The sequence below is a fragment of the Pseudacidovorax sp. DMC4 genome (assembly GCF_056314265.1).
In genome coordinates, this window is record NZ_JBQUYR010000006.1 from 73,812 (window position 1) to 97,781 (window position 23,970).

Below are 23,970 nucleotides of genomic sequence, written 5' to 3' on the forward strand. Positions count from 1 at the left end.
AGGATCAGGTGCCCAATGACGCGTGCAGGCACCACCCTGGCCGCATATCGCCAGGCGTTGACGTTCTTGTTCATCGATTCGGTTGTTTTCTCTCGCATCAGCCTCGCGCCGCAGCGCACCGGCCTCCCACGGCTGGTCAAAGGTTGCCATCAGAGCTTAATGCGTAACACCTACATTGCCATCGGGGTCACGGCCACAAAAAAGCCGCCGACCGGCCCAAGACCGTTCGGCGGCTGATTGCCAAAGCCGGCATGCGAGCCGGCCTCTTCGGCCCTCAATCCACCTTCACCTGGAACAACACAGCCCCCGTGCCGCCGCCATTGAGCATGCCCGTGAAGGTCCAGCTGAGTGGGCCCGTGCCACCCGCGGTCTGCGCCACGTCGCAACCCACCACCGGCGCCGGCGCCACGTTCGCCGGTGTCACCTTCGTGCACGCCGTCAGGCTCGACGGGGTCGTGTCCGTCTTCGCGCTCACGAAGCTCGTGTACGTCGGCGTTGCGTCGTTGATCACCAGGCTGGTGATCGGCGAGGGGGCCGTGTTCTTGTACGTGATCCGGTACTCCAGCACCTCCCCCGACTTCGCCTGGTTGTTGATGCCGAAGGTCGTCACCCCCTGCGTCACGTTGCGCACTTCCTTGGTCAGCTGCAGCGCCGAGTTGCCCACGTTCGTGGTGTCCGTGGCCGTATAGCTCGCGCTCAGGCTGGGCGCCGCGTTGGTGAAGGTCAGCGCGGCGATCACCGGCACCGTGTTGCTGTTGCCGTCGGAAGCCGTGGCCGGCACCAGCTCATGCACCAGCACGCACACCTGCTGGCCCTGCACCACCGTCAGCGTCGCTGCCGTCGGTGCCAGTTGCTGGGCGGTCAGGTCCAGCTTGCCCGTGCAGTTCGCGTCCAGGTACACCATCTCCGACCAGCCCGTGACGGTGCTGGGGGTCGCCGTGGCCGTGCCCAGTTGCAGCTTCAGCGTCCCGCCGGTGCCGGCCGTGAAAGTGTGCGGATGGATGGCTCGCCCACCCGGCTGTGTCTGCTGGCTGCTGGTCGTCGGGCTCAGCGTGCTGGCCGGCACCTGGCCAAAGTTCAGCGTCACCGTGCCCGAGGCCGGAGCGGTGAAGCTCGCCTGCTGGCTGGCCCGGGTGTAGGTGTAGCCCACGCCGCCCACGGTGGTGGCGCTGCCATTCGGCAGGACCGTGCCCGCCGAGTTGGCACCGGTGGCCAGCGTGTTGGCCGCCAGCACCGGCTGCACGCACACCGCCTGGCCGATCTGCGCCGTCGGGATGCTCAGGCCGTAGGCGCCGTTGCCGTCCGTGGTGGTGCTGGCATAGGTGGTGCCGGCGCAGTTGGTCAGGTTGACGGTGAGCCCGCCCACGCCCGCTTCTGCGCCGTTCTGCACGCCGTCGTTGGGCGTGCCGGTGTTGGCGCCGCTGCTGGGTGCACCGCCGTCGTTGAACACCACCCCGGCGATGCCGTTGCGGGTGTTGGTGAAGGTGCAGGTGATGTCCGCCCCGGCGACCAGCTTCGTGCCCGGCAGGTTGACCTCGACGCCCGAGACGGTGCCCAGGGCGCCCGAGCCGTTGCCGGTGCTGGCACCGTTGGCGTCCACGCAGCTGATGCTGCCGGGTGTGGCGGGCCAGCCGTTCGGGATGGTCTGGTCGATCTTGACCGCGGTGCCGACGGTGCCGTTGAAGGTGGCGCTGGTCACGCCCGTGCCGGCCGTCTGGGTGCTCAGGCTGACGCTGCCGGAGTCCAGCCCCGTCATGACGAAGCTGAAGGTGCCGGTGCCGCCGTTGCTCACCTGGGTGATCCTCAGCCGCGGCATCGCCACCAGCAGCACCTTCTTGTTGGCGTCGTCGTACTGGATCACGCCCTGGTAGCCGATGGTGCTCAGGTTGGTGGACGCGAAGGTGCCCGTGCGCGTGCCGCTGTAGCTGAGCAGCGTGTAGGTGCCCGTGGTGCTGAAGCCGGTGAGCTTGTTGATGACCAGGTTGCCGCCCAGGTTGACGTTGCCTGTCACGTTGACGTAGTCGTTGGCCGTACCGCCGGTGGTGCCCGACGTGCCCAGGTCCAGGGTCAGTGTGCCCGTGTTGCCCAGCGTGAGGGCGCCCGTGTTCAGGGTGCCCACGGTGCCCGCGCCGAGGCCGGGGCTGAGGAAGCCCAGCACGTTCACGGGGCCCGCCACCGTGCCGCTGCCCGCCGCGGCGCTGGCGCTGCCACCCAGGGTGGCGCCGGCCGCCACGGTGACGGCGCTGGTGCTGGCCGTGCTGCCGGTCACCAGCAGCGTGCCGCTGTTGACGCTGGTGGTGCCGGTGTAGGTGTTGGCGCCGCTCAGGGTGGTGGTGCCGCCCCCGTCCTGGCTCACCTTGCCGCTGCCGCCGATCGCGGTGGCCAAGGCGTAGGCGTTGCTGCGCTTGAAGCTCAGGGTGCCGCTGGTGCCCAGGCTCACGCTGGCGTGCGAGGCGATGTCGCCCGTGCTGCCGCTGTCGCCGACCTGCAGCGTGCCGTTGCTCACCTGGATGGGGCCGGTGGCCGTGTTGCTCGCGCCGGAGAACACCATGGTGCCGCCGCCGGTCAGGATGAAGCCGGTGTCGGCCTGGCCGGGACCGGTGCCGTATCCGAAGTAGCCCGTGCTGCCGATGGTCAGCTTGGTGCCCGAGAGAACGTTGTAGGTCGTGCCGCCGGCCTTGACGTTGTTGACGTTGGCGGCGCTGATCGCGCTGTCGGCCGTCACCTGCACGTCGCCCGACATCCGGTAGACGCCGTTCGTGATGCCCGTGCCGGAAACGGAATTCAGCGACATGAGCGAGCCGCCGTTCAACGTCAAGGCCGGCATTTCTGTGGAAGCTGCAGCCGTCGTGTTGACGCCACCACCTGACTGGATGACAACACCCGTGACCCCCGTGCCCGCGGAGGCAGGGCAGCCGAGCTGGTTGTCGGTGCCGAGCCAGATGCCGGAATTCGATCCGATCGAGAGCGTGCCTTTGCCCAGGGGCGTGCTCGTGCTGCTGCTCGAACAGGTGATCGCCGGACCCACGAGGTCGATGCCTGCATTGCTGAGCGTGGTTCCTCCGGTGTAGCTGTTGTTCGGCGAGGACAGCTGCAAGGTGCCGCCGCCATTCACCGTGATGCCGAAGTTGCCCTGGATGGGCGCGTTGATCGCCACGGCCTGGCCTCTTGACGAGTTGATGGTGATCGTGGCGTCCTTGGTCAGCATCAACAGCCCCCCGGCATTCGCATTGATGGTGTAGCCGTAGGTGCCGAAGTTCAGGCCGCCGATGTTGGCCGCGTAGCTGTTGGCGAGGGTGACGGAGCCAGCCGAGCCATTGAAGTAGGCCGTCTCGGTGCCGCCGGCCCAGGTGCCGCGGGGAGTGCCGCTGCTGGTGGTCCAGTTGAGCGTACTGCCGTCCCAGTTGCCGCTGCCACCGTCGACGGTGCTGTTGGTGGCGTTGGTGTCCCAGTAGGTGTAGGTGCCGGTGGTCATGGGCAGGAGCTCGTTGCCGGTGCTGGACCAGTAGGTGGCCGTGGCGGCATTGCTGCCCAGCTGGATCTGGTTCAGGGGCGCCAGGCCGACCTGGTTCTGGGCCGCACCGCTGGCGATGGCGCTGGCATAGAAGTGGGTGCTACCGGCCGTCCAGCCGCTGGCCGTCAGGGTCAGGTTGCTGCCCAGGTCACCCAGCGTGCCCACCGTGAGGTTGCTGCTGGTGCCGAAGGTGATGGTGCTGCTGGCCGTGTTCTGGGTCAGCGAGCCGATGGTGTGCGACAGGTTGCTGCCCAGGTTGAGCGTGCCGCCGGTCATCACGATCTTGAGGTTGGGTGCGGTGATCGCGCCCGTGAGGTTGAGCGTGGCGCCCACACCCACGGTGATGGTGCCGGTGCTGCTGCTGTCGATGGCCGCCACGTTGCTGGTCACCGTGCTGCTGCTGTTCGACAGCGTCAGGTTGCCGCCCGTGCCCACAACCAGCGAGCCGCTGGTATTGACCGTCAACGCTCCGTTCAGCGTCTGGGCGAACGTGCCCACATTCAGCTTGCCGCCGGCGTCGACCGTGACGGCACCCGCCTGCGGCAGGGCGTTGACGGCACCGACCGCCAGCGTGCCGGCGCTCACCGTGGTGCCGCCGCTGTAGAGGTTGCCCGTGGAGGACAGCGTCAGCGTCGAGCTGCTGCCCGTGTCCTTGGTCAGCGAACCGTTGCCGGTGATGGCGCCCGACAGCGTCTGGTTGGCCGTGCTGGAGTATTTGAGGCTGGCGTTGTTGGTGATCGTGCCTGCATAGGCACCGTTGGTGCCGTTCCAGCCCAGTGTGCCGGCCCCGCCGACCTGCAGCGTGCCGCCGCTGATGGTGGTCGGGCTCGTGTACGTGTTGTTGCCTTGCAGAACCATGGTTCCGCTTCCCTGCAGGACCAGGCCCTTGTCGACCGATGTGTTGGCGGCGCCGAAATAACCCGAGACGGTCAGTTGCACGCCACTGCCGAGGGTGTACTTTGTCCCCCCCGATTGGGAGTTCGTCAGGGCCAAGGCGCTGATCGTGCTGTTCGCGGACACCGTCACCGGTCCATCGAACATGAACACGCCCAGGTTGATGGCGTTACCGCCCACCGCGTTGTAAGACGACAGCACTGCCCCCGCGAGTTCCAATGGCGGTAGGTGCGAGGTCTGCGCCGCACTCTGCTGGAGCGTACCGAATACCTTGATCAGCGAGGGCGTCTTGCTCGGCGCCGTGCTGTAGCAGCCAAGGCCGTTGTCGCCGATGGAGGTCGTACCGGACGGGCCGACGTCCAGGATCGCATTCGCGGCGATGGTGACGATGCCCGTGCCCAGGGAAGACGAGCCCGGTGCATCGCATCCATTGACCGTTCGGTCCAGGCGCAGCTTGCCCGCGTTGATGTCGGTGTTGCCGGAATAGGTGTTCGCGCTGCTCTTGAGGATCAATGTGCCGGCACCGGCCTTGATGAAGCCGTTGCTTCCCCCCAGCGTGCTGCCCACGGTGGCGGTGTCACTCCCATTGGTGACCGTCAAGGTGTTGCCCGCACTGGCAGCACCGCTCAGCGTGCCACCGCTCAGGACGTAGCCGTCCACGTTGAAGGTCAGCCCCTCGATGCTTTGCGTCCCGGAGACGGTGACGGCGCCGGCCGTGCCCTGGAAGATCGCCACCCCGCCGGCCGCCCAGGTGCCGTTGGGCGCGCCGGTGCTGGTCGTCCAGTTGGCTGTCGTGCCGTCCCAGGTGCCGTCGCCGCCGTTGATGCCGGCCAGGTCTGCCCGTGTGTCCCAGTAGGTGTAGCTGCCGGTCGCCGCCCCGGCCAGCAGTTCGCCGGGCGAGCCGGACGCCCAGTAGGTCAGCGTCGCGTCGCCGGCGGTGCCCAGCTTGACCTGGTTCAGCGGCGCCAGGCCCAGCGTGTTGCGCGCAGGCGCCGGCGAGCCGGTCACGTTGGTGGCATAGAAGTTGGTGGTGCCTGCCGTCCAGTTGCTGGCAGTCAGCACGGTACTCGCGCTGCCGAGGCTGCCCAGCATGGCCACCGTCAGCTTGCTGCTGCCGCCTGCGAAGTCGATGGTGCTGGCCGCCGTTTGCGTGAGGGTGCCGAGGCTGTGCGCGTAGCCGTTGAGCTTGAGCGTGCCGCCGGCCATCACGATGCTCAGGTTGGGCGCGCTGATCGCCGCCGTGAGGTTGAGCGTCGCGCCCGTGCCCACCGTGATGGTGCCCGTGCTGCTGCTGTCGATGGCACCGATGCTGCTGGTCACGTTGCCGCTGCCGCTCGTGAGGGTGAGGTTGCTGCCCGTGCCCAGCTTCAGCGTGCCGCCGTTGACCGTCAGCACGCCGTTGAGCGTCTGGCTGAAGGTGCCCAGGTCCAGCACGCCGCCGCTGACCGAGACGGCCCCGGCCGCAGGCAGGGCGCCGTTGGCCCCCAGGGCCAGGGTGCCGGCGCTCACCGTGGTGCCGCCGCTGTAGAGGTTGCCCGTGGAGGACAGCGTCAGGGTCGAGCTGCTGCCCGTGTCCTTGGTCAGCGAGCCGGCGCCAGTGATGGCGCCCGACAGCGTCTGGTTGGCCGTGCTGGAGTACTTGAAGCTGGCGTTGTTGGTGATCGCGCCCGCATAAGCACCGTTGGTGCCGTTCCAGCCCAGGGTGCCGGCGCCACCGATCTGCAGCGTGCCGGCGCTGACGACAGTGGCACCCGTGTAGGTGTTGCTGCCCGTCAGCGTGAACGTTCCCGTCCCGGCCTTCGTCAGGCCCCAATTGCTGGTGTTGTTGCTGAGCCATGCGGTATTGGTCAGCACGCCAGAGAACGTGGTCGTCCCGTTGTCGTTGCCGAAGGAGACGTTGGGCGTGCCGGCCCCCGTATCCCCTACCCCCACGGAACCCGAACCGGACAGGCTCCCCATGTACATGTTGCCGCTTCCATAGAAGGACAGGCGGCTATTGCTGTCGACATCGACAGCAAGCTTGTTCCCGGTCGTGTTGTTTTCCAGCCAGAGGGTGCCGTAATTGGTGACGTAGGCATTGCCTGTTCCCGAGACCGTGCCCTTCAAGACCAGACGGTTGCCGTAATTTGCGGAGCCTGCCGCCGGGGCCGCTCCCGCACCATCGACGTTGACCGTGGCGTTGTTGAAATTGACTTTGGTGATGTATGCAGCCCAAGTCGACAGGGCCGACCCGGTGACCGCTCTATAGCTCAAAGTTCCCGCAATGGACCACGGTGTGGACCACGCCACGCTGCTGCTGTTGAAGCCGGTAAGGCTGTTGATCGTCACAGCCCCACCAGCGTCCACGGTCAACGGACTATTCACGTCCATCAAGACTTTGGCGCTGATGACGGTCACGCCGTTCGGAACAGTGAGGCCGCCAGTGAAGGTGTTGGAGCTGCCCAGCGTCACCGTTCCGGAGCCGGCCATGGTGACGCCGTACCCTCCAGTGATCGGCGCGTTGATCGTCGTGGTGCCGCTGCCTGGCAGCGTCACGGTGGCATTGCTGGCCAGGGCCAGCGTGCCCGTGCCGCTGGTGCCATTCGGTGCAATGGTGTACCCCGCCGTACCGAAGGTCAGCCCGCCGATGCTGGCGTTGTAGCCATCCTTGATCGTGACCGTGCCCGCCGTGCCCTGGAACGTTGCCACACCCCCGGCGAGCCATGTGCCATTGGGTGTGGCACTGCTGGTCGTCCAGTTCGTGAGCGTGCCGTCCCAGGTGCCGTCGCCGCCGTTGATACCGGCGAGGTCCGCTCGGGTGTCCCAGAAGGTATAGCTGCCAGCCGCTGCGCCGACCAGCAGTTCGCCGGGGGAACCAGCCGCCCAGTAGGTCAGCGTCGCGTCACCGGAGGTGCCCAGCTTGATCTGGTTCAGCGGCGCCAGGCCCAGCGTGTTGCGCGCCGGGCCGCCATTGACGGCGGTGGCATAGAAGTGCCCGTTGCTGCTCGTCCAGCCCGCCGCCGTGAGGGTGCCCGTGAAGGTGCTGCCGATGTTGGCCACGGTGAGCTGGCCGGCGCTGCTGAAGTCGATGGTGCTGGCCGCTGTCTGGGTCAGGACGCCGAGGCTGTGGGTGAAGCCGCCCAGGTTGAGCGTGCCGCCGTCCATCTGTATGGCGACGTTGCTGTTGCTGATGGCCGCCGTGAGCGTCAGCGTGGCGCCGCTGCTCACCTTGATGGTCCCCGTGCCGCTGATGGCCGACACGCTGCTGGTGCCGCCGGTAAGTACCAGCGTCCCGCCGCTGCCCAGGTTGACCGTGCCGCCCATGTTGACCGTGAGGCCAGCCGACAGCGTCTGGCTGAAGGTGCCCAGGCTGAGCGTGCCGCCGTTGTTAACGGTGACCGCGCTGGCGCTGGAGAGCGCGTTATTGGCGCCCGCCGCCACCGTACCGCCACTGACCAGCGTCGCGCCCGTGTAGGTGTTGGCGCCGGTCAGCGTGAACGTGCCGCTACCCACCTTGGTCAGGGCGAGCTTGTTGCCGTTGGCCTGGTAGCTGTCCTTGATGACGCCGCTGTAGGTGGTGCTGGTGTTCAGGGCGCCCACCGACACCGTGTTGGTGGCCGTCCCGTTGCTGCTGAAGAAGTAGCCCGAGCCCGACAGCGCGCCGATGTTGACGGTGATCGGCGTGTTTACGTCCCCTCCATTGTTGATGCCGATGAAATTGCCGTTGTTGACGACTGTCATCGAGGTGCTACCCGCATTGGCGAACCACCATCCCGACCCCGAACCCGTGATCGTGACCGTGCCCGCGTAGGCGCTCCAGTCGCCGAGCGCAAGCAGTTGGTTGCCCGAGCTACCCGAGTAGTTGACGGGGCCGGAGCCAGTCACCGTGTTAGTCCACAGGGGCTGATTGGCGCCGGTGGTCGACAGCAGCAGGGTGCCGCTGGGGCCGACATTGATGGTGCCGGTACCAAAGGCGTTCTGTACGTTGTCGACGGCCGCCAGCGTGCCAGCATTGACGACCGTTCCGCCGGAGTACGTGTTGGCGGCCGTCAGCGTAAGAGTCGAGCTGCTGCTGGTGTCCTTTTTCAGCGAGCCCGTACCACTGATAACGCCTGAGAGCGTCTGGTTGGCGCTGCTCGAATACTGCAGCGTGGCGTTGTCCACGATATTTGCGGCGTAGCTGCCGCCGCCAAGCGTTCCGCTGCCGCCGATTTGCAATGTTCCCCCGCTGATGGTTGTGCTACCTGTATACGTGTTAGCACCAGTCAGGGTTTGCGTTCCTGTCCCTACTTTGGTCAGGGTGCCGATATCCGTTGACGTAGTATCGGCAATTACCCCAGCAAATGAAGCTGTACCGCTATACGACGCGCTTCCATAGGCCCCCACTGTAAAGGTTGGGCTATAGCCACTGTATCCCGTAGTTAGCGATCCGGAGCCTGTAAGTTTGTTGACACGTATGTTTGCCTCTACACCTTGAAAAGTCGCACCCGACGCTATATTCAAGTCAGAGTGGTTGTTGGTCCAAACCTCATTGGCATCACTGCCGCCGACAAATGTTCCGGCCTGAACATCAATCAGCGATCCATCGAGCAGACTAAAAGTGGCTGCAGCCGTACCCCATCGAAGCGTCCCGGCGCCGGTTTTCTTCATGGTGCCCGAGCCCGTGAAGCTGGCGTTAACGCCAGGATCAAGAGTGGTGGAACCGGACGCTACGTTCCACTCCAGTGTTGCGCCACCGGCGATGCTGTAAGAAGGGGATGAGTTTGTGTTTTGCAGAGTCAATGTCCCTTCATTGACTGAAGTTGAGCCCGTATATGTATTTGTGCCCGAAAGCATCAACGTGCCGGCGCCTATTTTGTAGAAACCGTAGGGACCCGTAATTACAGAATTCACGGTGCCAGTAATGCCCGAAGCAACCTGTATCCCGGCACTACTCTGTGTCAAATTGAGCGGACTGCCGCTGAGCGTGTACCCATCAGTAATAAAGTTCAATCCACCAATATCCTGTGATCCGCTCACAGTCACCGCCCCCCCAGTCGCACCTCCAAAGTTGGCCCACACGGAGCCGCCTGCCCAAGGACCATTAGCATTGCCAGAGTCAGTCGTCCAATTCAGGGCGGTTGAGTTCCAAGTGCCAGCACCACCATCCACTACGCCGTTCGCAGAGGTCTGGGTTCCATCCCAATAGTTGCCAGTGGCATAAATCGTGACTGAGCCAGCTCCGCCGGCAGAGCCCGCCCAACCATTCGACGTAGTACCTGCAGCTCCACCGTTATTGGGGCTGGTGCTGGCGCTTACGCTGCCCGCTGCAAGGTTAGATCCCGTAGAGGTATAGCAACTGGTTCCTGCGACACCACCTTTGGCATCGGCAGCGGCTATGCCTATGCCTAGCTGACCAGTGTCATTCCCACCGCTTCCTCCGGCGCCGCCTCCGTAACCGCCACCGCCGCCGCCGCCGCCGCCGCCATCACCGCTTGGCTGTGCGCCGCTACCGCCCTGAACGGTCGTTGCGCATGCACCCGAGACAAGTGGGATCGCTGAGCCAGAGCCGCCAACACTCGCAGTCCCGCTTGAGGTCCCATAGGAGCCGCCGCCGCCGCCGCCGCCACCGCCGGCCTGCAGAAGCGTCACACCTCCGTAGACAAGGGTGCTGCTCCCACCGCCACCGCCCCCCGAACCGCTCGCGCCCGTACAGCCGGTTTTTCCACCCAAGCCACCCGCGGCCGCACCTGAACCTCCAGCAGGGGACGCAACACTGCAAGCAACGCTGGCACCGCCACTGCCGCCACCGCCGATCACTCCGCCAATGGTCGTGCCAGGGCCTACGTTGACCTTCGCATAGACGAGTGCACCATCGCCCCCCTTGCCTCCAGGAGCGCTGTCTGCACCGCCGCCGCCGCCGCCACCGCCTGCCAAGCCCACGATGACCCAGTGAACGTTGCTCGGGACTTGGTAGGCCCAGCCGCCTACATTGCTGGTGTTGAAGAGCACCGTTTGTGCGCGTGCCCCAGCCGCGCCCAGCGCCATCCCCGCCGCCAACACCGCGCCCACCGGCGCCCGCCAGCCCACGGCACTGCACTGGCCACTCATGCGCCGCCAAGCGCCCACCCCCCATCGCCGCCAGCCCCCAAGCGCAGCCATCCACCAGGTCATCAGGATCGAGTTCATTCTTGTTGTGTCGTCAGTAGATTCATAAGGGGCGGCCGAGCGGCCGCCCGCTGCTTGCTCAGGCCTCATGCCCCCGCATGGAGCGGGCTTCGGCTTCCCGGTCCAGCGCCTCATCGGCGCGCCCCGCGGCCACGCACAGGCCCATCACCAGGGCCCCAAAGGCGGCGCCCACCAGGACGCCACCGAACCAGGCGCCAATCACGAGTGCGCTCATGTCACTGCCCTCCCCCGGCGGTGCCGGTCTGCTGTTGCGGTTGCGGTTGCTGCGGCTGTTGCGCCGGTTGCGATTGCTGCTGCTGCGGCTCCTGCGCATCGGGCGCCGCGATGCGAGGCGGCGCCTCGATGGGCTTGCCCGGCGCATTGCTGGTGAGGCTCGCCGCCCCCACAGGGCTGCCGTCCTTGCCCGCGCCACTGCGCTCGAAGCCCAGCCCCGTCTCGTCGAACTTGAAGCGCAGCCGCATGTAGGCGCCGCGGCTCGTGTATTCGCCGGCCGTCAGGTCCCGGTCCGACAGCCCGATGGCGTTGTAGCCCACGGAGAACCACAGGTCCTTCATCACCTGGTAGCCCAGCTCCAGGCCGAGCGACTTCTGCAGCGCCCCGCCCGAGCCGTGCAGCAGCCCGCCCTGCACGCTCAGGTCCCACTTGGCGTTGAGGTCGCGCGTCCAGCGGCCGTACAGCAGCTGCGCCGTGTAGCTGCTCTTCAGGCTGCCGTCGTCGTAGCTGGAGCGCTTGAACGCCAGGCGCCCGCTCACCGTGTTGTCCGCATCGGGGCTGTAGTTCAGGTGCACCGAGGCGATGTCCGAGCGGTAGCTGCCCGGCAGGCTCGCGTCCGAGCCAAAGGCGTTGCCGCTGATGCTGCCGGCCGTGGCCGTGTCCCCGCGGATGGTCTCGCTGCGGTGCTCGTAGCGGGCCAGGGCGTTGAAGCGGTCGTCGTCCTTCGGGCGGTAGGCCGCGCCGATCTGCTGGCGCGACTGGGTGCGCTCGTTGCCCTGCTGGTCGCCCACGCCCTTGCTGCTGTTGTAGATGCTGCGTGCCAGCAGCGTCCACTCGTCGTTCAGCCGGTAGCCCACGCCCAGGCTATTGAGCACCGTGTCGGCGTCCGAGCCGGTGCGCTTCTCCAGGATGCCGCTCGCGCGGAAGGCGCCGTGGGTGTACTCCACACCGCTGGTCACGGCGGTGGAGCTGCCCAGGCCCGAGGCCAGGCTGGTGCTGGAGACGGTGCCCAGGGCGCGGGTGCGCTCGATGCCGCCGGTCAGTTGCCAGTGCTCGCCGAGCTTGACGGTGTTGCGGATGCCGTTGGCAATCTGCGCGGTGCGGCTGCTGTCGGCATCGGCCAGGCGGTACTCGTTGTAGACGCGCCCGCCTTCCATGTAGGCGCTCTCCACGCCCAGGATGCCCACGTTGCGGCTGGTGCTGCTGGTGCTGGTGCCGGTGGTGCTGTCCGCGTCCTCGTAGAGGCTGGAGCTGAGCTCGTAGCGGCCGTAGATGCGGGTCTTGCTGGTGATGGCGTAGTTGCCGCCGACGGCGGCCATGTGGCGGCCGCTGTCCTTGGTGTCCTGCTCGCCCTCCACAAAGACCTGCGCCTGCGGGGCGCCGGGCAGCGTGGCCGTCAGGCGCGCACGCACGGTGGTCAGGCCGTTCTGGTCGCTCGCGAGGGAGCTGCTGCTGTTGGCCGCGCTGCCCAGGGCCGTCACCGAGGAGCCTGCTGCGCCGCTGTAGCTGGAGACCTGGTCGTAGCTGAACATCGAGGCCGAGCTGCTGTTGGCCGTGGCCCCGTGGCGCAGGCCCACCTCGGCGCTGAAGTAGTCGTTGAAGCGCTTGAGCAGCGACACGCTCTGCCCGCGCGCGGCCGGCGTGGCCGCGGTGGCGGTGGTCAGGCTCGTGCCGTCGGCGCCGGTGGTCAGGCTGGCACTGGTGCCCTCGCTCTTGCTGTAGAGCGCCTCGGCACGCGCGGCCATCGTGGAGTCGATGCGGTACTCGGCGCGCACGCTGGCCTCGGTGTTGCCCGCGCCGAAGCCGGCCGCGGGGTTGTCGAAGCTGCTGGAGGCGCGCGCGACCTGCGCGGAGACGCCCAGGTTCTCCGTCTGGTGGCGCAGCTCGACGCGGCCGGCCGAGCCGGAGCCCTTGTCGTCGCTGTGCGTGCGCACGGCCTCGGTGGCCATGCTGGTGTTCTCGCCCAGGCGGGCCAGGCCCGTCACCGCGGCCAGCCGGCGCGGGTTCTTGGGGTCGTCGTCCACATGGGCCACCACGCCGGCCTGCACGCGCTCGCCCAGCTTGAACTGCGCATCCACGCCTGCCACGGTGTACTTCGGCCCGCCCGCGTCCACTTCATACGTCACGCGCACGGACTGCGGGTTCAGGTCCGCATCCACCGCCGAGACCGGGCTCACGAACATCAGCCGGCGCGTGCTCGGCTCCAGCGTGTAGTCCACGAAGCGCGTGAGCGTGGTCGCCTTCAGGATCACGTTGGCCTGGTTGCGGTCGCGCGAGACGATCTCCACCGTTTCGCTGTTCTCCACCATGTCGCCCAGGTTGCCGGCGAGGTAGTACGGGCCGGAGATGCCCTTGCCCGCGAATTCCTCGATCTGCTGGGTCTGCGAGGTGCGCGAGCCATAGGCGGTCACGCGCATGCCGCCCTCCTCGTACACGCCCTTCATGCCGGTCAACGTTCGGCTGGTCTGGCTGAGTTTGCGCACCTCGGTGCTGCTGGCGGTCTGGAAGTCGCCGTAGAGCAGGTACGAGCGGTTCTTGTCGATGCGCACGTAGAGCTTCTGCGAGCTCTGCGCGTCGTAGCCGCGCTCGGAGGCGTCGCCATAGACGGGGTAGAACTCGTCGGGGCGGATGTCGCGGAACAGCCGGTCCTTGCTGGACTTGGCGGTATCCAGAGAAGCGGTGAGCAGGTACTCGCCCTTGATGGCGCCCTTCAGGAAGAACGCGGCGCGGCCCCCGGCGCGGCTGTTGCCGCTATCGCCGTTGCTGCCCAATGAGGACAGCTCCTGCTCGAAGGCGGCGCCCGCGGGCAGCTGGTCGATGCCCAGCTTGCCGCGCTTGGTGAGGTCCAGCGTGCCCTCCACGATGCCCACGGCGATCATGGGGCGCAGGTCCGGCAGCAGGGCCAGGCGCGCCTCCTGCACGATGGCGTTGACGGTGGCGCGCACGCGCACGTCCCCCGGGGTGCCCGGCGGGATCAGGTGATAGGTGGCACGCCCGCCTTCGATGAAGGCCTGCAGGCCGGGCTCCTTGTCGTTGAGGTCCTCCTCCTGCCAGCGGCCGGCGTCGCTCTCCAGGGTGATCTGGGTGCGCGCGGTGACGGGCACGCCGGCCGCGTCGGTCAGCACGATCTGCACGGGCACGGGGGTGCGCGCGTCGGCACGCGCGTCGGTGGGCACCACGATGCGCACGAGGCCCAGCTTGTCGGGGGCCGTCACGCCGATCTCCACCGGCTCGCCGCGGGCGTTGCCCATCTCGTCCATCACCTGCAGGCGCAGGCGGTTCAGGCCGGGCTTGAAGGCCACGCCGATGTACTCCCAGGCGCTGGTCCCGGTCTTGGGCAAGGTGGCCTTCTTGCCGACGCGGCGGCCGTCGATTGCCTCGCCGTTGACGCTCAGCTGCAGCACGGCGCCCGCGGGGCCCTTCACGCGCACGTTGATGGCCTGCCCGGGCAGGGTGTCGCCGTCGCGCAGCTCCACGAAGCCGGGCTTGTTGTCCAGCTCGGGCAGGAGTTTCTCCAGCTCGATGCTGCTCGGGACCACCGGCTGGGGCACCAGGCCCGCGGTGACGCTGCCGGGCTGGCCGGCGGCCTGGCTGCCGACGCCAGCGCTCGGCACCTGGCCCGTGGCCGGCAGCGCCTTGACCTGCTGCGCGGCCGCCAGCGTGCCGGTGCCGCCCACGCTGCCGGTGCCGTCCAGGAAGCTGCCACCCCCGCCTACACCGCCACCGGCCGCGCCCGCGCCAGCCACGCGCTGCGGCGCACCGGGCAGCGCGATCAGCGGGCCCGTGGTGGCCGTGAGCGAGGCGCCCGCGCCGCCGCCGCTGCCGTTGATCTGGCCCGCGGCCGGCATGCCGCGCGTGTCGCTGGCCACCACCACCTGGCCCTTGGGGTCCAGGCGGTTGCGCAGTTGCCCGGCCAGCTCCGCGTCGAGGTTCTTGGCGGCGGCCGCACGGCGCGCCTGCACGTCCTTCTGGGTGGCCTCGTTGTCGCAGCCCTGCAGCGGGAAGTTGGCCTTGTGGAACTCGCCCTTCTTGAGGTCCACGAAGCGGCTGCCGGGCGTGCCGGCATTGCGGTTGCCCTGGATCGCCACCGTCGCACCCACCGGCAGCGTGGTCTCGTCCAGGCGCAGCACGTGCGTCAGGGGCTTCAGGCCATACAGGCTCCAGCGGCCCTCGCCGTCGGTGACCACGTTGGTGCCGTCCTCCAGCCACAGGCGCACGCCCGGCACGCCCGGCTCGTCCTCGCCTTCCTGCTGGCGGTCTGCGCGGCAGTCCATGTACACCTTGCCGAAGGCAAAGGCCTCGTCGGAGAACACCCCGCCGTTGACCCGCACGGTGTTCTCGGCCGTGTTGGACGTGTAGCCCTTGGTGCTGGCCTGCGCCCGGTTGGTGGCGTTGCCCGAGATGCGGGCGCCCACGCCCACGCGCACCCGGTAGCGCACCATCACGCTCTGGTCGACCGCCAGTTCCGCATCGGGGATCTGCCAGCTGAGCACCGGGCCCACGCCGCCATTCGGGTTGGCGATCACGTTGCCGTTGAACTTGCTGCTATTGGGCACGTAGGCGAAGCCCGCCGGCAGGGTGTCGCTGAAGGCGATGCCCTTCAAGGCGAAGCCGGTCTTGTTGGTGACCGTCAGGGCGTAGTCCAGGAAGTCGCCGAAGTCCACCTGCTGTTTGCTGGCCGCCTTGCTCAGCAGCAGGCCATTGATGCGGCCCGGGTCCAGCGGGATGTGGTTGTGCACCACGTCGCAGGCGCTGCCGTCGGCGTTGAAGCCGGAGGCCAGGCTGGTGTACCAGGTGGTGGCCTCGCCTTCCTTGGGCGACAGGGGGTTGGGCGCGACGGCGCCGCAGCTGGCAAAGGTGCCGCCCTGCGCGGGGATGCGCTGCGAGGGGTACAGGTAGCCGCTGTTGGCCGGCGGGGTGACCGAGAGGCTGTAGCTGCACTTGCCCGAGACCGGTGGCGCGAGCCAGTAGAACTGCCAGTTGCCGTCGGCGCCCGTGGTCATGGACATGCTGCCGTCGGCATTGAAGGTGTACAGGCCCGAGCTGCCGCCGAGCACCTGGTCGGCGGTGATGCTGCCCGCGGTGCCGCCGTCGCAGGACTGGCGCCGGATGGTGACCACGGCCCCCGCGATGGGGTTGCGGCTGACGGCGTCGTAGACGGTGCCCTGCGGGTCCACCAGCAGGCCCACGGCCGAGGCGGCACTGGCGCCGGCCACCAGCGACGGATCGAAGTTGATGGTGTTCTGGGACAGCGCGGCCACCCAGGCCTTGTTGGTGTAGGTCACCCGCCCACCGGTGCGGTTGGCCTTGAGGGTGACGCGCACGGTGAAGCCCAACTGCTCGCTCTGGCCGGCGCCCAGCGCCCGGCTGCCGTCGGTCAGGCTCAGCGCGATGCCGGTGGGGAAGTTGCTCGCGTCGGCGGCGTTCCAGGATGTGCGGTCGCACGGCGCCGCGCCGGTGAAGTTGGCCGAGGGCACGAGGATGCCTGCGCCGCTGCGCACCGGGCCGCGCAGCTCCCACTGCGCCACGGCGCCGTCGGCCTGGTCCATCGAGAAGGCGCAGTTGAGGTTGTCGATCACGCGCAGGTTGGGCGCGATGCCGCTGCCGGTGTTGCTGACCTTGAAGCTGAAGTCCACGTCGTACACGCCGGCCGAGACGTAGCGCGGGGCCGAGGCGCTCTTGCTGAGCGTCAGCAGTGGCGGCTGGGTGCCGATGGGCGTGGGCGAGGTGTTGTTGCCCGGGTTGCCGTCGGCATCGGGGTCGGGGTCGGCGCCATTGACGGAGTCGTCGGTGATGCTGGCGGTGTTGCCCGCGACGGTGGCCGCCTGGGCGCGGGTGCTGTTGTAGAGCGTGGCCGCACGGCCCGAGGTGTTGAAGCGCACCACGAACTGCACCGTGAGGTCGCCCCCGATGGGCAGCACGGCGCCCGGTGCGAGCAGCGAGGCGTGCGCGGCCGTGCCGTCGAAGGCGCTGTTGACGGAGGCCACCAGGCCGCCGACGCTGCCGGCGGTCTGCACGGTCTTGAGGGAGCCGGGCACGATGGTGTACTGGCCCGCCGCGGGCGAGGCCGCCGCGCTGTAGCTGCCGAACTGCGTGGCGCCCGCGCCTTCGAGCACATTGAGCAGCTGCGCGTCGTACAGCCAGGACGCGCCGTAGTTCTTGACGCGCACGGAGACGGTGACGTCGGCCGTGCCGTCGCCGTTGGCCCGCGGCAGGCCTGCGGCTTCGGCCACGCCGATGCGCGCCGGGTTCAGCGAGACGGGCACGGTGTTGGAGGCGCTGGAGGTGGCCTGCGTGCCGTCGTTGTAGAACGCCTGCGCGGTGTTGAGCAGGTTGCCCGAGGCAGCGCCGGCACCGACCGTGACCGACAGGCGCATCTGGAAGGACGCGTTGGGCGCAATGGTGGCCGGCGCGGGCAGCGCCACCGCCACTTCGACGGCCGAGGCGTCGTCGGCGGCGCCCGTGCGGTAGTTGAAGGGCGCGTCGCCCGGCAGCCGGAACAGCTTCAGCATGCCGGGAATGGGCGTCTGCAGGCTGCCGGCGACGTACTGCGTGCCCGTGGGGATCACATCGCGCAGCAGCAGCGCATTGACCGGGCTGCCGTTGACCACGATGGGCGTGTTGCCCGGCATGGCCACACCCGCCGTCTGGGCCGCCTGGTTGCCCACGTTGGTGCCGTTGACGGTGTAGTCGATGCGCGAGATGCCGGGCTGCAGCGGCGCGCTGTAGCTGGCGGACTTGGTCAGGCTCAGCACCGCCACGTTGCCGATCTCGATCACGTCCCGGTTGCTCGCCGACTGGCCCTGCAGCGCCGTCGTGGCACTGAGCGTGGCGCATACCGCGCCCGCAGCCGCCGTGGGCATGGTGCCCATCGCCAGCAGCGTGGCCGTCTCGCCCGGATCGAGCGTCAAGGCATTGGGCGTGTTCAGCGACAGCGGCAGCTCGCCCGCATCCGCCACGCCGTTGCTGTTGGTATCGCGCACCAGCTGCAACGCACCCCAACTGAGCGCCGCCGAGCTCGGGCAGCCCGCTCCCCCGTTGGCCCAGCCGAGCTTGTAGCTCGTGCGCACATTGCCCGTGTTGGTCAGCAGGTGGCTCACGGCCACCGGTATGCCCGGCGGCCGGGTGAGCGTCTGGCCCTGCGTGAGCGTGAGCGACTCCACCGACTGCACCATCAGCGTCACGCCATTGGAGGAGACGGTCTCGCTTTGCGTGTAGCCCGCCGGCGTGTAGGTGGCCGTGGCCACCACCCGCAGCACGGTGCCGCCCGGCGCGGGCCTGGCCGAGGCCATGCCGCACAGGCCCAGCAGCAGCAGCAAGGCAAGCATCACTGGCAGCAGCATCGGCTGCCATGCGCCGAGCCACCGGCTAAGGCGTCGCAGCAGGATCGGGATCGGGTGCAGTTGGATGGCGGTCACGGCTGGGCTGGCTTGTGCGTTGTTGTGGGCAGGATCGGCAGCGTGGCGGCAGGCTCCTTGTTTGGGCGCCCGCCCCTCCTTCGTCGCTGTCGTCGTCTTCTCTCTCGGTGATCTCTCTCGGGTCTTTTCTGCGCGCTCTGGCGCAGCGCGGCAAAGCGCGCAGAAAAGGGCAAAGCCGTGCCCACACAGGGCAGGCAGGCTTTGCCTTCGGGGGTGCGGGTGCCGCCTCGCTCCCCACCCCCGCAGTGGGGGTGGGCAGGAAGGTCACGGCACTCGCAGCCTCAGCGCCTCGGAAGGCTTACTGGTCCAGCTGGACCTGGAAGGTCAGCGTGGCCGTGGCCGTGGGCGAGACCGTGTTGTTGGTCGAGCCGCTGTCGCAGCTGACCTTCTTGGTGGCCGAGTCGTAGGTCGCAGCGCCGCTGTTGCCCAGCGTCGGAACGATGTTGGTGGAGGTGCACCCCGTCGACGGCTGCACCGAGGCCGTCCACGTCGTGTAGGTCGGCACCGTGTCGCTCACCGACAGGTTGGTCACCGTGGCCGTGCTGTTGTTGCTGGCCGTCACCTGGTACACCACGCATTGACCCGGCTTGGCCGTGATCGCGGCATTGCTCAGATTCAGCAAGGCTGCGTTCAGCCCGGTAGCGTCGCAGGTGGCGTTCAGCGCCTGGAGCTTGCTCACGACGATCTGCGAGAGCACCACCTTGGAGCGGGCCGTGCCCACCACCGTGCCGCAGCTGTCGCCCGCGCCGACCGTGCTTTCGGGGAAGGTCACCGTCACCGTGGCGTCGTCATAGGCGCCGACCGCCGCGTTGCCCGGTGCGAACACCTTCAGCCAGACGTACACCGGTTGGCCCGGCTTGGGACCGGGAACCGTGGCGTTGGTCACCAGGTCCGTCGCCGCATTGAGCGTGCCGGTGGTGTTGGCGTACAACGCATACGACCAGCCCGCCGCCGCATCGGCGTTGCCCGTGCCCAGCTCGACCGTGACCTGGCCCGCCTGGCAGATGCCCGTACCGCCGGCCGAGATGGTCTTGGCATAGGTCACCGAGCCGGTGGGCACCACCTGGCTCTCGCTGCCGGCCGGATCGATGGTCGCCGAGTACGTCAGCGCCGCAGCGATCACGTTGATCTGGTCATACAGCGTGTCCACCGGCACGGTGCCGTCCGAGCCCGGGCCCGTCGCACGCACCCGGAAGTACACCGCCTGGTTCGTCAGCGCCTGCGTGGCAGGGATCGAGATACAGGCCGTCAGCTCTTGCTGCTGGCCGGCGTTGACCGGGATCGAACTGGGGTCGATGCCGGTCGCCGTCGCGCACGCCGTCTTCGTGACCGCACCCGAGACGTACTTGACCGTCCAGCCCACCGGCAGGCTGCCCGAGAGGCTGGAGTTGCCGCTGGACACCAAGGTGTAGGTGTTGTTCTGGGTGTCGTTGTTGGTGATCCACAGGTCCAGGGTGGTCCACGAACCCGCCGGCACATTGGTGTTGATCAACGTCGGCTGCGCGCTCGGGCCCTGGCCCACGTCCGCATTGGCGCCGCTGTTGCTGATGCCCGTCTGGCTGTTGGTCAGGTCCACCGCTGCACCCACCACGGCCACCAGGGTGTCCTTGGCCGCGTCCTTCTTGGTGGCGTCGGTCACCGAGGTGCCCAGCAGCGTCAACGTGTAGTCGGCATTCGCATTGGGCGTCGCCGTCGCAGGAATGAACGCCTTCACGACGATCACGGCGACGTCGCCGCCCTTGATCGTGTCGGTGTCCGGGATGCCGTCGTTGTTGTGGTCCGACAGCTCCGTCGTGCCGTCCGCCTTGTAGAAGCGGAACGTCGTGCCCGAGGGGAAGTTGTTGGAGGCCACCGACACGTTCACGATGTCGTCATCGCCCAGGTTGTAGACCTTGTGCGTGAAGCTCGTGGACGACCCCGCCGTCGCCTTGGGGTTCGATTGCGAGTCCGTGCTCGTGGCATTGGGCGTGCCCGCCGTCGTGTCCTTCGCGTCGCTGGAGACCGACGACGAGGCGGCACCCACCGCAACACCATACGAGCCCGCCACCAGGAAGGACGAGTAGTTGGACGTCGACGGGCTGCTGCCCAACACCGGCGCGCCCGCGGTGGCGCCGACGGCATCCAGCGCGTTGAACGTCGCGACGTTGGTGGTGCTGCCATTGCCCTTGGTCGCGCCGCTGTTGACCAGCACCACGAAGCTCAGGCTGCCGCTGCCGCCCGCAGACACCGCGCCGTCCACGAAGGTCAGCGTGCTGATGCTGGTGCCGGTGCTGGGATTGGTACTCGTCGTCACGTTGAAATCCGCACCCGTGAACCCGGAGTTGCTGCTCTCGCTCAGGGCCGTGGAGACGTTCGCGTTGCCACTCCACTTGGCCGAACCCGTCACGTAGGTGAAGCCCGCCGTGGTGCCGCTTCCGATCACGTCCTGCAGGTTGAACCGGCCGGCTGCCGCGCCGTTGTTCGTGTAGGTGATGGTGTACGTGATGTACGTGCACGAGGCCGTCGAGGCCAGGCTCGTCGACCATGTGGTCGCGCAGCTTGCACCCACCACACTCTTGTTGCCCGAGCTGGGGTTGTTGCCGATGGCACTCGGCCATGTCCCCGACAGCGCCCCGGGCGGGTAGATGCCCGCATTCGGCGCACCGATGCTCTTGCTGACAGAGAACGCCGCCGAGGTGGTCAGGTTCACACTGTCCTGCACCTGCACGCTCTGGTTGCTCGCCGCATAGCCGTAGGCCGTCACGCTCGAGGCCACCGGCGCCACCGTCACCTTGCCGAAGTCGTACGCCCCCGTGCCCGTGGCCGTCGGCGGCAGCGTGTAGGCCACCACGAAGTTGTACTTGTTGTTCGCACCGCTGACATTGCCCGCCACCGACGTGGACGCGGCCACGGTGCACCCGATCGAGCCCGAACTGGTGCTGTCCGTGCACAGCGGGTCCCCATCGGGCAGGCCATCGCCATTGGTGTCCGCATAGATCGCGATGGTCTTGAACTTGGGCGTGCCCGACGGGTCCACCTTGATCGTGAACGCGTCCTGGCCGTTGCCCGTGTTGGTCAGCACGTGCGACGCATAGATCGTGGCACCGGCCGAGCCCGCCTTGGTGTTGATCACGTCCAACGGGCTGGCTGTGGTGATCTTGCTGTCCAGCGAGAACGAGCCCACCTGCAGCACTATGGTCTCCACCGGGTTGGAGCTGGAGCTCTGCTGCTTGTTGTCGTTGTCGTAGTAGCTCGCCGAAGCGACGTTGCCGATCTTGGCTCCGGCGGCAGGCGCAGTCGCCATGGCCGACGGACTTCCACCCAGGAAGACCGCAGCCAAGGCCGCCGTGCCCGCCCACGTCGCCAACGGCTTGGCGCCGTCGCGAGTCAGGGGGATATGGTTTTTCACGTGTTTTCTCCTCTCAAAGGAATGCCGACGTTCACAAAAGGACTTCAAAGATCTGCCTTGCGACACGGCTTCATGCGCCGCCTCCCGCACAGCAGGGCAGTGCGGCCGCCACGACCCCTCCCGCCTCTCGGCCCTCGGATCTCGCAGCAACCCACACAGGGTCGGAGCGGGGCGCGCACGCGCTCGGCGCGCACGCCCCCCTCTCTCGGTTTCAAGCGCTGTGTTTCAAGTGCTGTTGGTTCATGCGCCGCTGCAGCGGCGGCTTCATCACGGCTTGGCTGCCGCTGCGGCCGGCGCGGCCGCGGTGCTGGTGCCGCTGCGCGCCGCTGCCGCGCTCGGAGGCGGCGTCGTCTCCACCTTGGCGCGCGCACTCACCACGGCCTCGGCCCCGGGCGCGAGCTCATCCAGGCGCCAGCGGATCTGCCGGTATTCGTTCAAGGGCACCGGCTGCATGCGCCCGTCCGCCCCCTTGCGCATCAGCGGCTCCGCCTCGTAGGCCCCGTCGGCCCCGTCGGCCTTGAGCGCGAACTGCGCGCCACGGGCCGGCTGCGCCGAGCGCGCCACGTACTCCAGGCCCTCGGGCAACGGCAGGTTCGCCGCCACCCCCTTCATCGCCTGCTTGCCTACGTTCCTGTAGACCGCCCGGTACTCGAGCACGTCCCCAGGGCGCACCCCGTCGACCTCCTCCAGCTTCTCGCGGCCCCGCTCGTCCTTGACCACCTTCTTCTGCGTCAGCTCCACCGTGATGGGCTTCTGCTCGGCTTTCTGCTCGACCTTCGCGGAGGCAGCGGCGGACGCAGACGGCGCGAGCTGCGCAAACGCCGGCACGGCCAGCACCACGCTCAGCAAGGCCGGCGCGATCAGGCGCACGTTCATCAAGGGATTCATCAGGCGGCGTTTCATGGTCTTCACCTCTTTCAGGTCTTCAGGGCTGCTACAGGACAGGGTCAAACACGCGGGCGCCCTCACAGGGGCGCCGCTCGAAGGCAGGGGCGGCCGCAGCACGCGGCACACAGGCACAGGCACGCATCGGCGCGTCATCCGCCAAGCGCTCCGGAAGCCCGCTCGGCAACGCCCGCACGCACGGACGACGTGCCGTGTCGGGCAGCGGGAACAGGCATCGGGGAGGTCCGCTGCACCGGCGTGCGCGAGGCAGCGGCAGCAGCAGTGGCGGCGGTGACAGCCGGGACAGCGAAGGCGTCCGCAAAGGACGGCGCGATGGAAGGTGGGGTGGACGAGGTGATGGGCTCGCCAAAGGACGAGGCCGGCGTCAGTGCAATGGAGCCCAGCACGGACGGCGCAAGGGCCGCCGCCATGGGCATGCCAGCAGCGTCAGCAGCAGCAGTACCGGCCATCCGGCCCACCTGCACCATCTGCCCACGCCCGCCCGCCGGCTCGTCACCCACCCTCAGCCGGTAGCCCCAGCCATGCACCGACAGGATCGGACACGGCGCGCCCGAGCGCTCGAGCTTCTTCATCAGCCGCATCAGGATCATGCGCATGCTGCTGGTGGCCAGCGGCTTCTGCCCGAAGTTCGCGCGCGTCTGCGTCAGCAGCTCGATCAGCCCACCCAGCGACAGCGCATGCTGCGGCGCGCACACCATCGCGCTCAGGATCGCCCGCTCGCACAGGTTCAGCCTCAGCCGGAATCCGTCCGGCGCCACCAGCACCCACCCGTCGCGCAGCAGCGACCATCCGGTCTCGCCCAGCGCCCCGTCGATGCGCGGCAGCACCGCGCCAGCACCACCGCTGCCGGAGGCGGCGCTCGCCGAGGAGAGGTAGTCGGACGCGCTCGAAGCGCACGCGCCGCGGTCGTTCGCAGCCGCCGGCGCAGCCAGCAGGCACGACAGCGGGGAGGAGAGAGTCGGGGACGAAAGGGCCGAGGACGAAAAGGGTGCGGACGGAAGCGGCGCCGACGCCGCAAAGGACGTGACCCGCCCACAGGCCGCCGTCGACGCGCTGGAGGCCGCAGACACAGCCCGCTCAGCCCCTTCAGCCTCTTGCGACGCACCCAGAACCTCGCGGCAGGCCTGCACCGTCTCCAGCACGGCCCGCAGCTCCCGTTCCAGTTGCTCCAGGTGCCGCGCCAATGGAGCACCCATACCCCCGTACAGGCCGTCCGCCGTCACCCCGCCTACGGGCCGACTGACCCCAGCCTGCGCCCCGTCCACCCCTGCACGGGCCCCACGCGCGCCGCCCGCAGGAACCTGCCTTGGACAAAAAGGTTCCTTTAAATCCTAATAGCTACCAACTTTCTCAGGGCGACCGTTGTTACTCGTGGAGCACACAAACGTGATGGATGTAAATGACGCGGACAAAAAGGAACCCTTTTGTCAATGCCTAGACTCCAGCCTTGTTAATTACTTGGCACAGAAGACGCCCCGCACACTCCATCG

Annotated in this window: 7 protein-coding genes and 1 pseudogene; 1 reads left to right on the plus strand and 7 read right to left on the minus strand. The window is 68.0% G+C overall.

The features are described 5' to 3' along the window. The first annotated feature begins 15 nt into the window (after nucleotides 1–15). Nucleotides 16–237 (plus strand): hypothetical protein, encoded by a 222-nt coding sequence (locus tag ACT54X_RS12750; RefSeq protein WP_476346883.1) that lies wholly within the window; start codon nucleotides 16–18, stop codon nucleotides 235–237. Nucleotides 238–274: 37 nt separating this feature from the next. Here ACT54X_RS12750 and ACT54X_RS12755 read toward each other — a convergent pair whose 3' ends face one another. The 7 genes and pseudogenes from ACT54X_RS12755 to ACT54X_RS12785 form a co-directional block, all read right to left on the minus strand. Continuing rightward, nucleotides 275–8,551: a beta strand repeat-containing protein gene (locus ACT54X_RS12755; RefSeq protein ID WP_476347105.1), complete on the minus strand. Its 8,277-nt coding sequence runs from the start codon at nucleotides 8,549–8,551 to the stop codon at nucleotides 275–277. A 54-nt stretch (nucleotides 8,552–8,605) separates the two neighbouring features. After that, nucleotides 8,606–10,669: pseudogene (locus ACT54X_RS12760) on the minus strand (beta strand repeat-containing protein); the annotation flags it as partial. Further along, on the minus strand, nucleotides 10,614–10,769 hold the full coding sequence (locus ACT54X_RS12765; RefSeq protein ID WP_476346885.1) for a hypothetical protein: 156 nt from the start codon (nucleotides 10,767–10,769) through the stop codon (nucleotides 10,614–10,616). The pseudogene ACT54X_RS12760 and the gene ACT54X_RS12765, both read right to left, overlap by 56 nt. Before the next feature lies 1 nt (nucleotide 10,770). Continuing rightward, the gene (locus ACT54X_RS12770; protein ID WP_476346887.1) at nucleotides 10,771–18,186 is read right to left on the minus strand and encodes a hypothetical protein; all 7,416 of its coding nucleotides are present in this window, start codon (nucleotides 18,184–18,186) and stop codon (nucleotides 10,771–10,773) included. A 298-nt stretch (nucleotides 18,187–18,484) separates the two neighbouring features. Beyond that, nucleotides 18,485–21,574, minus strand: coding sequence for a beta strand repeat-containing protein (locus ACT54X_RS12775; RefSeq protein ID WP_476346889.1), 3,090 nt, complete (start codon nucleotides 21,572–21,574; stop codon nucleotides 18,485–18,487). A 267-nt stretch (nucleotides 21,575–21,841) separates the two neighbouring features. Next, on the minus strand, nucleotides 21,842–22,477 hold the full coding sequence (locus tag ACT54X_RS12780; RefSeq protein ID WP_476346891.1) for a hypothetical protein: 636 nt from the start codon (nucleotides 22,475–22,477) through the stop codon (nucleotides 21,842–21,844). 134 nt (nucleotides 22,478–22,611) lie between these two features. After that, nucleotides 22,612–23,664 (minus strand): helix-turn-helix domain-containing protein, encoded by a 1,053-nt coding sequence (locus ACT54X_RS12785; protein WP_476346893.1) that lies wholly within the window; start codon nucleotides 23,662–23,664, stop codon nucleotides 22,612–22,614. Nucleotides 23,665–23,970: the final 306 nt, after the last annotated feature.

Bases quoted from the DNA above. Each gene is read 5' to 3' on its own strand.
- ACT54X_RS12750 (WP_476346883.1), top strand. From the start codon at position 16: ATGACGCGTGCAGGCACCACCCTGGCCGCATATCGCCAGGCGTTGACG.
- ACT54X_RS12765 (WP_476346885.1), bottom strand. From the start codon at position 10,769: ATGAGCGCACTCGTGATTGGCGCCTGGTTCGGTGGCGTCCTGGTGGGC.
- ACT54X_RS12780 (WP_476346891.1), bottom strand. From the start codon at position 22,477: ATGAAACGCCGCCTGATGAATCCCTTGATGAACGTGCGCCTGATCGCG.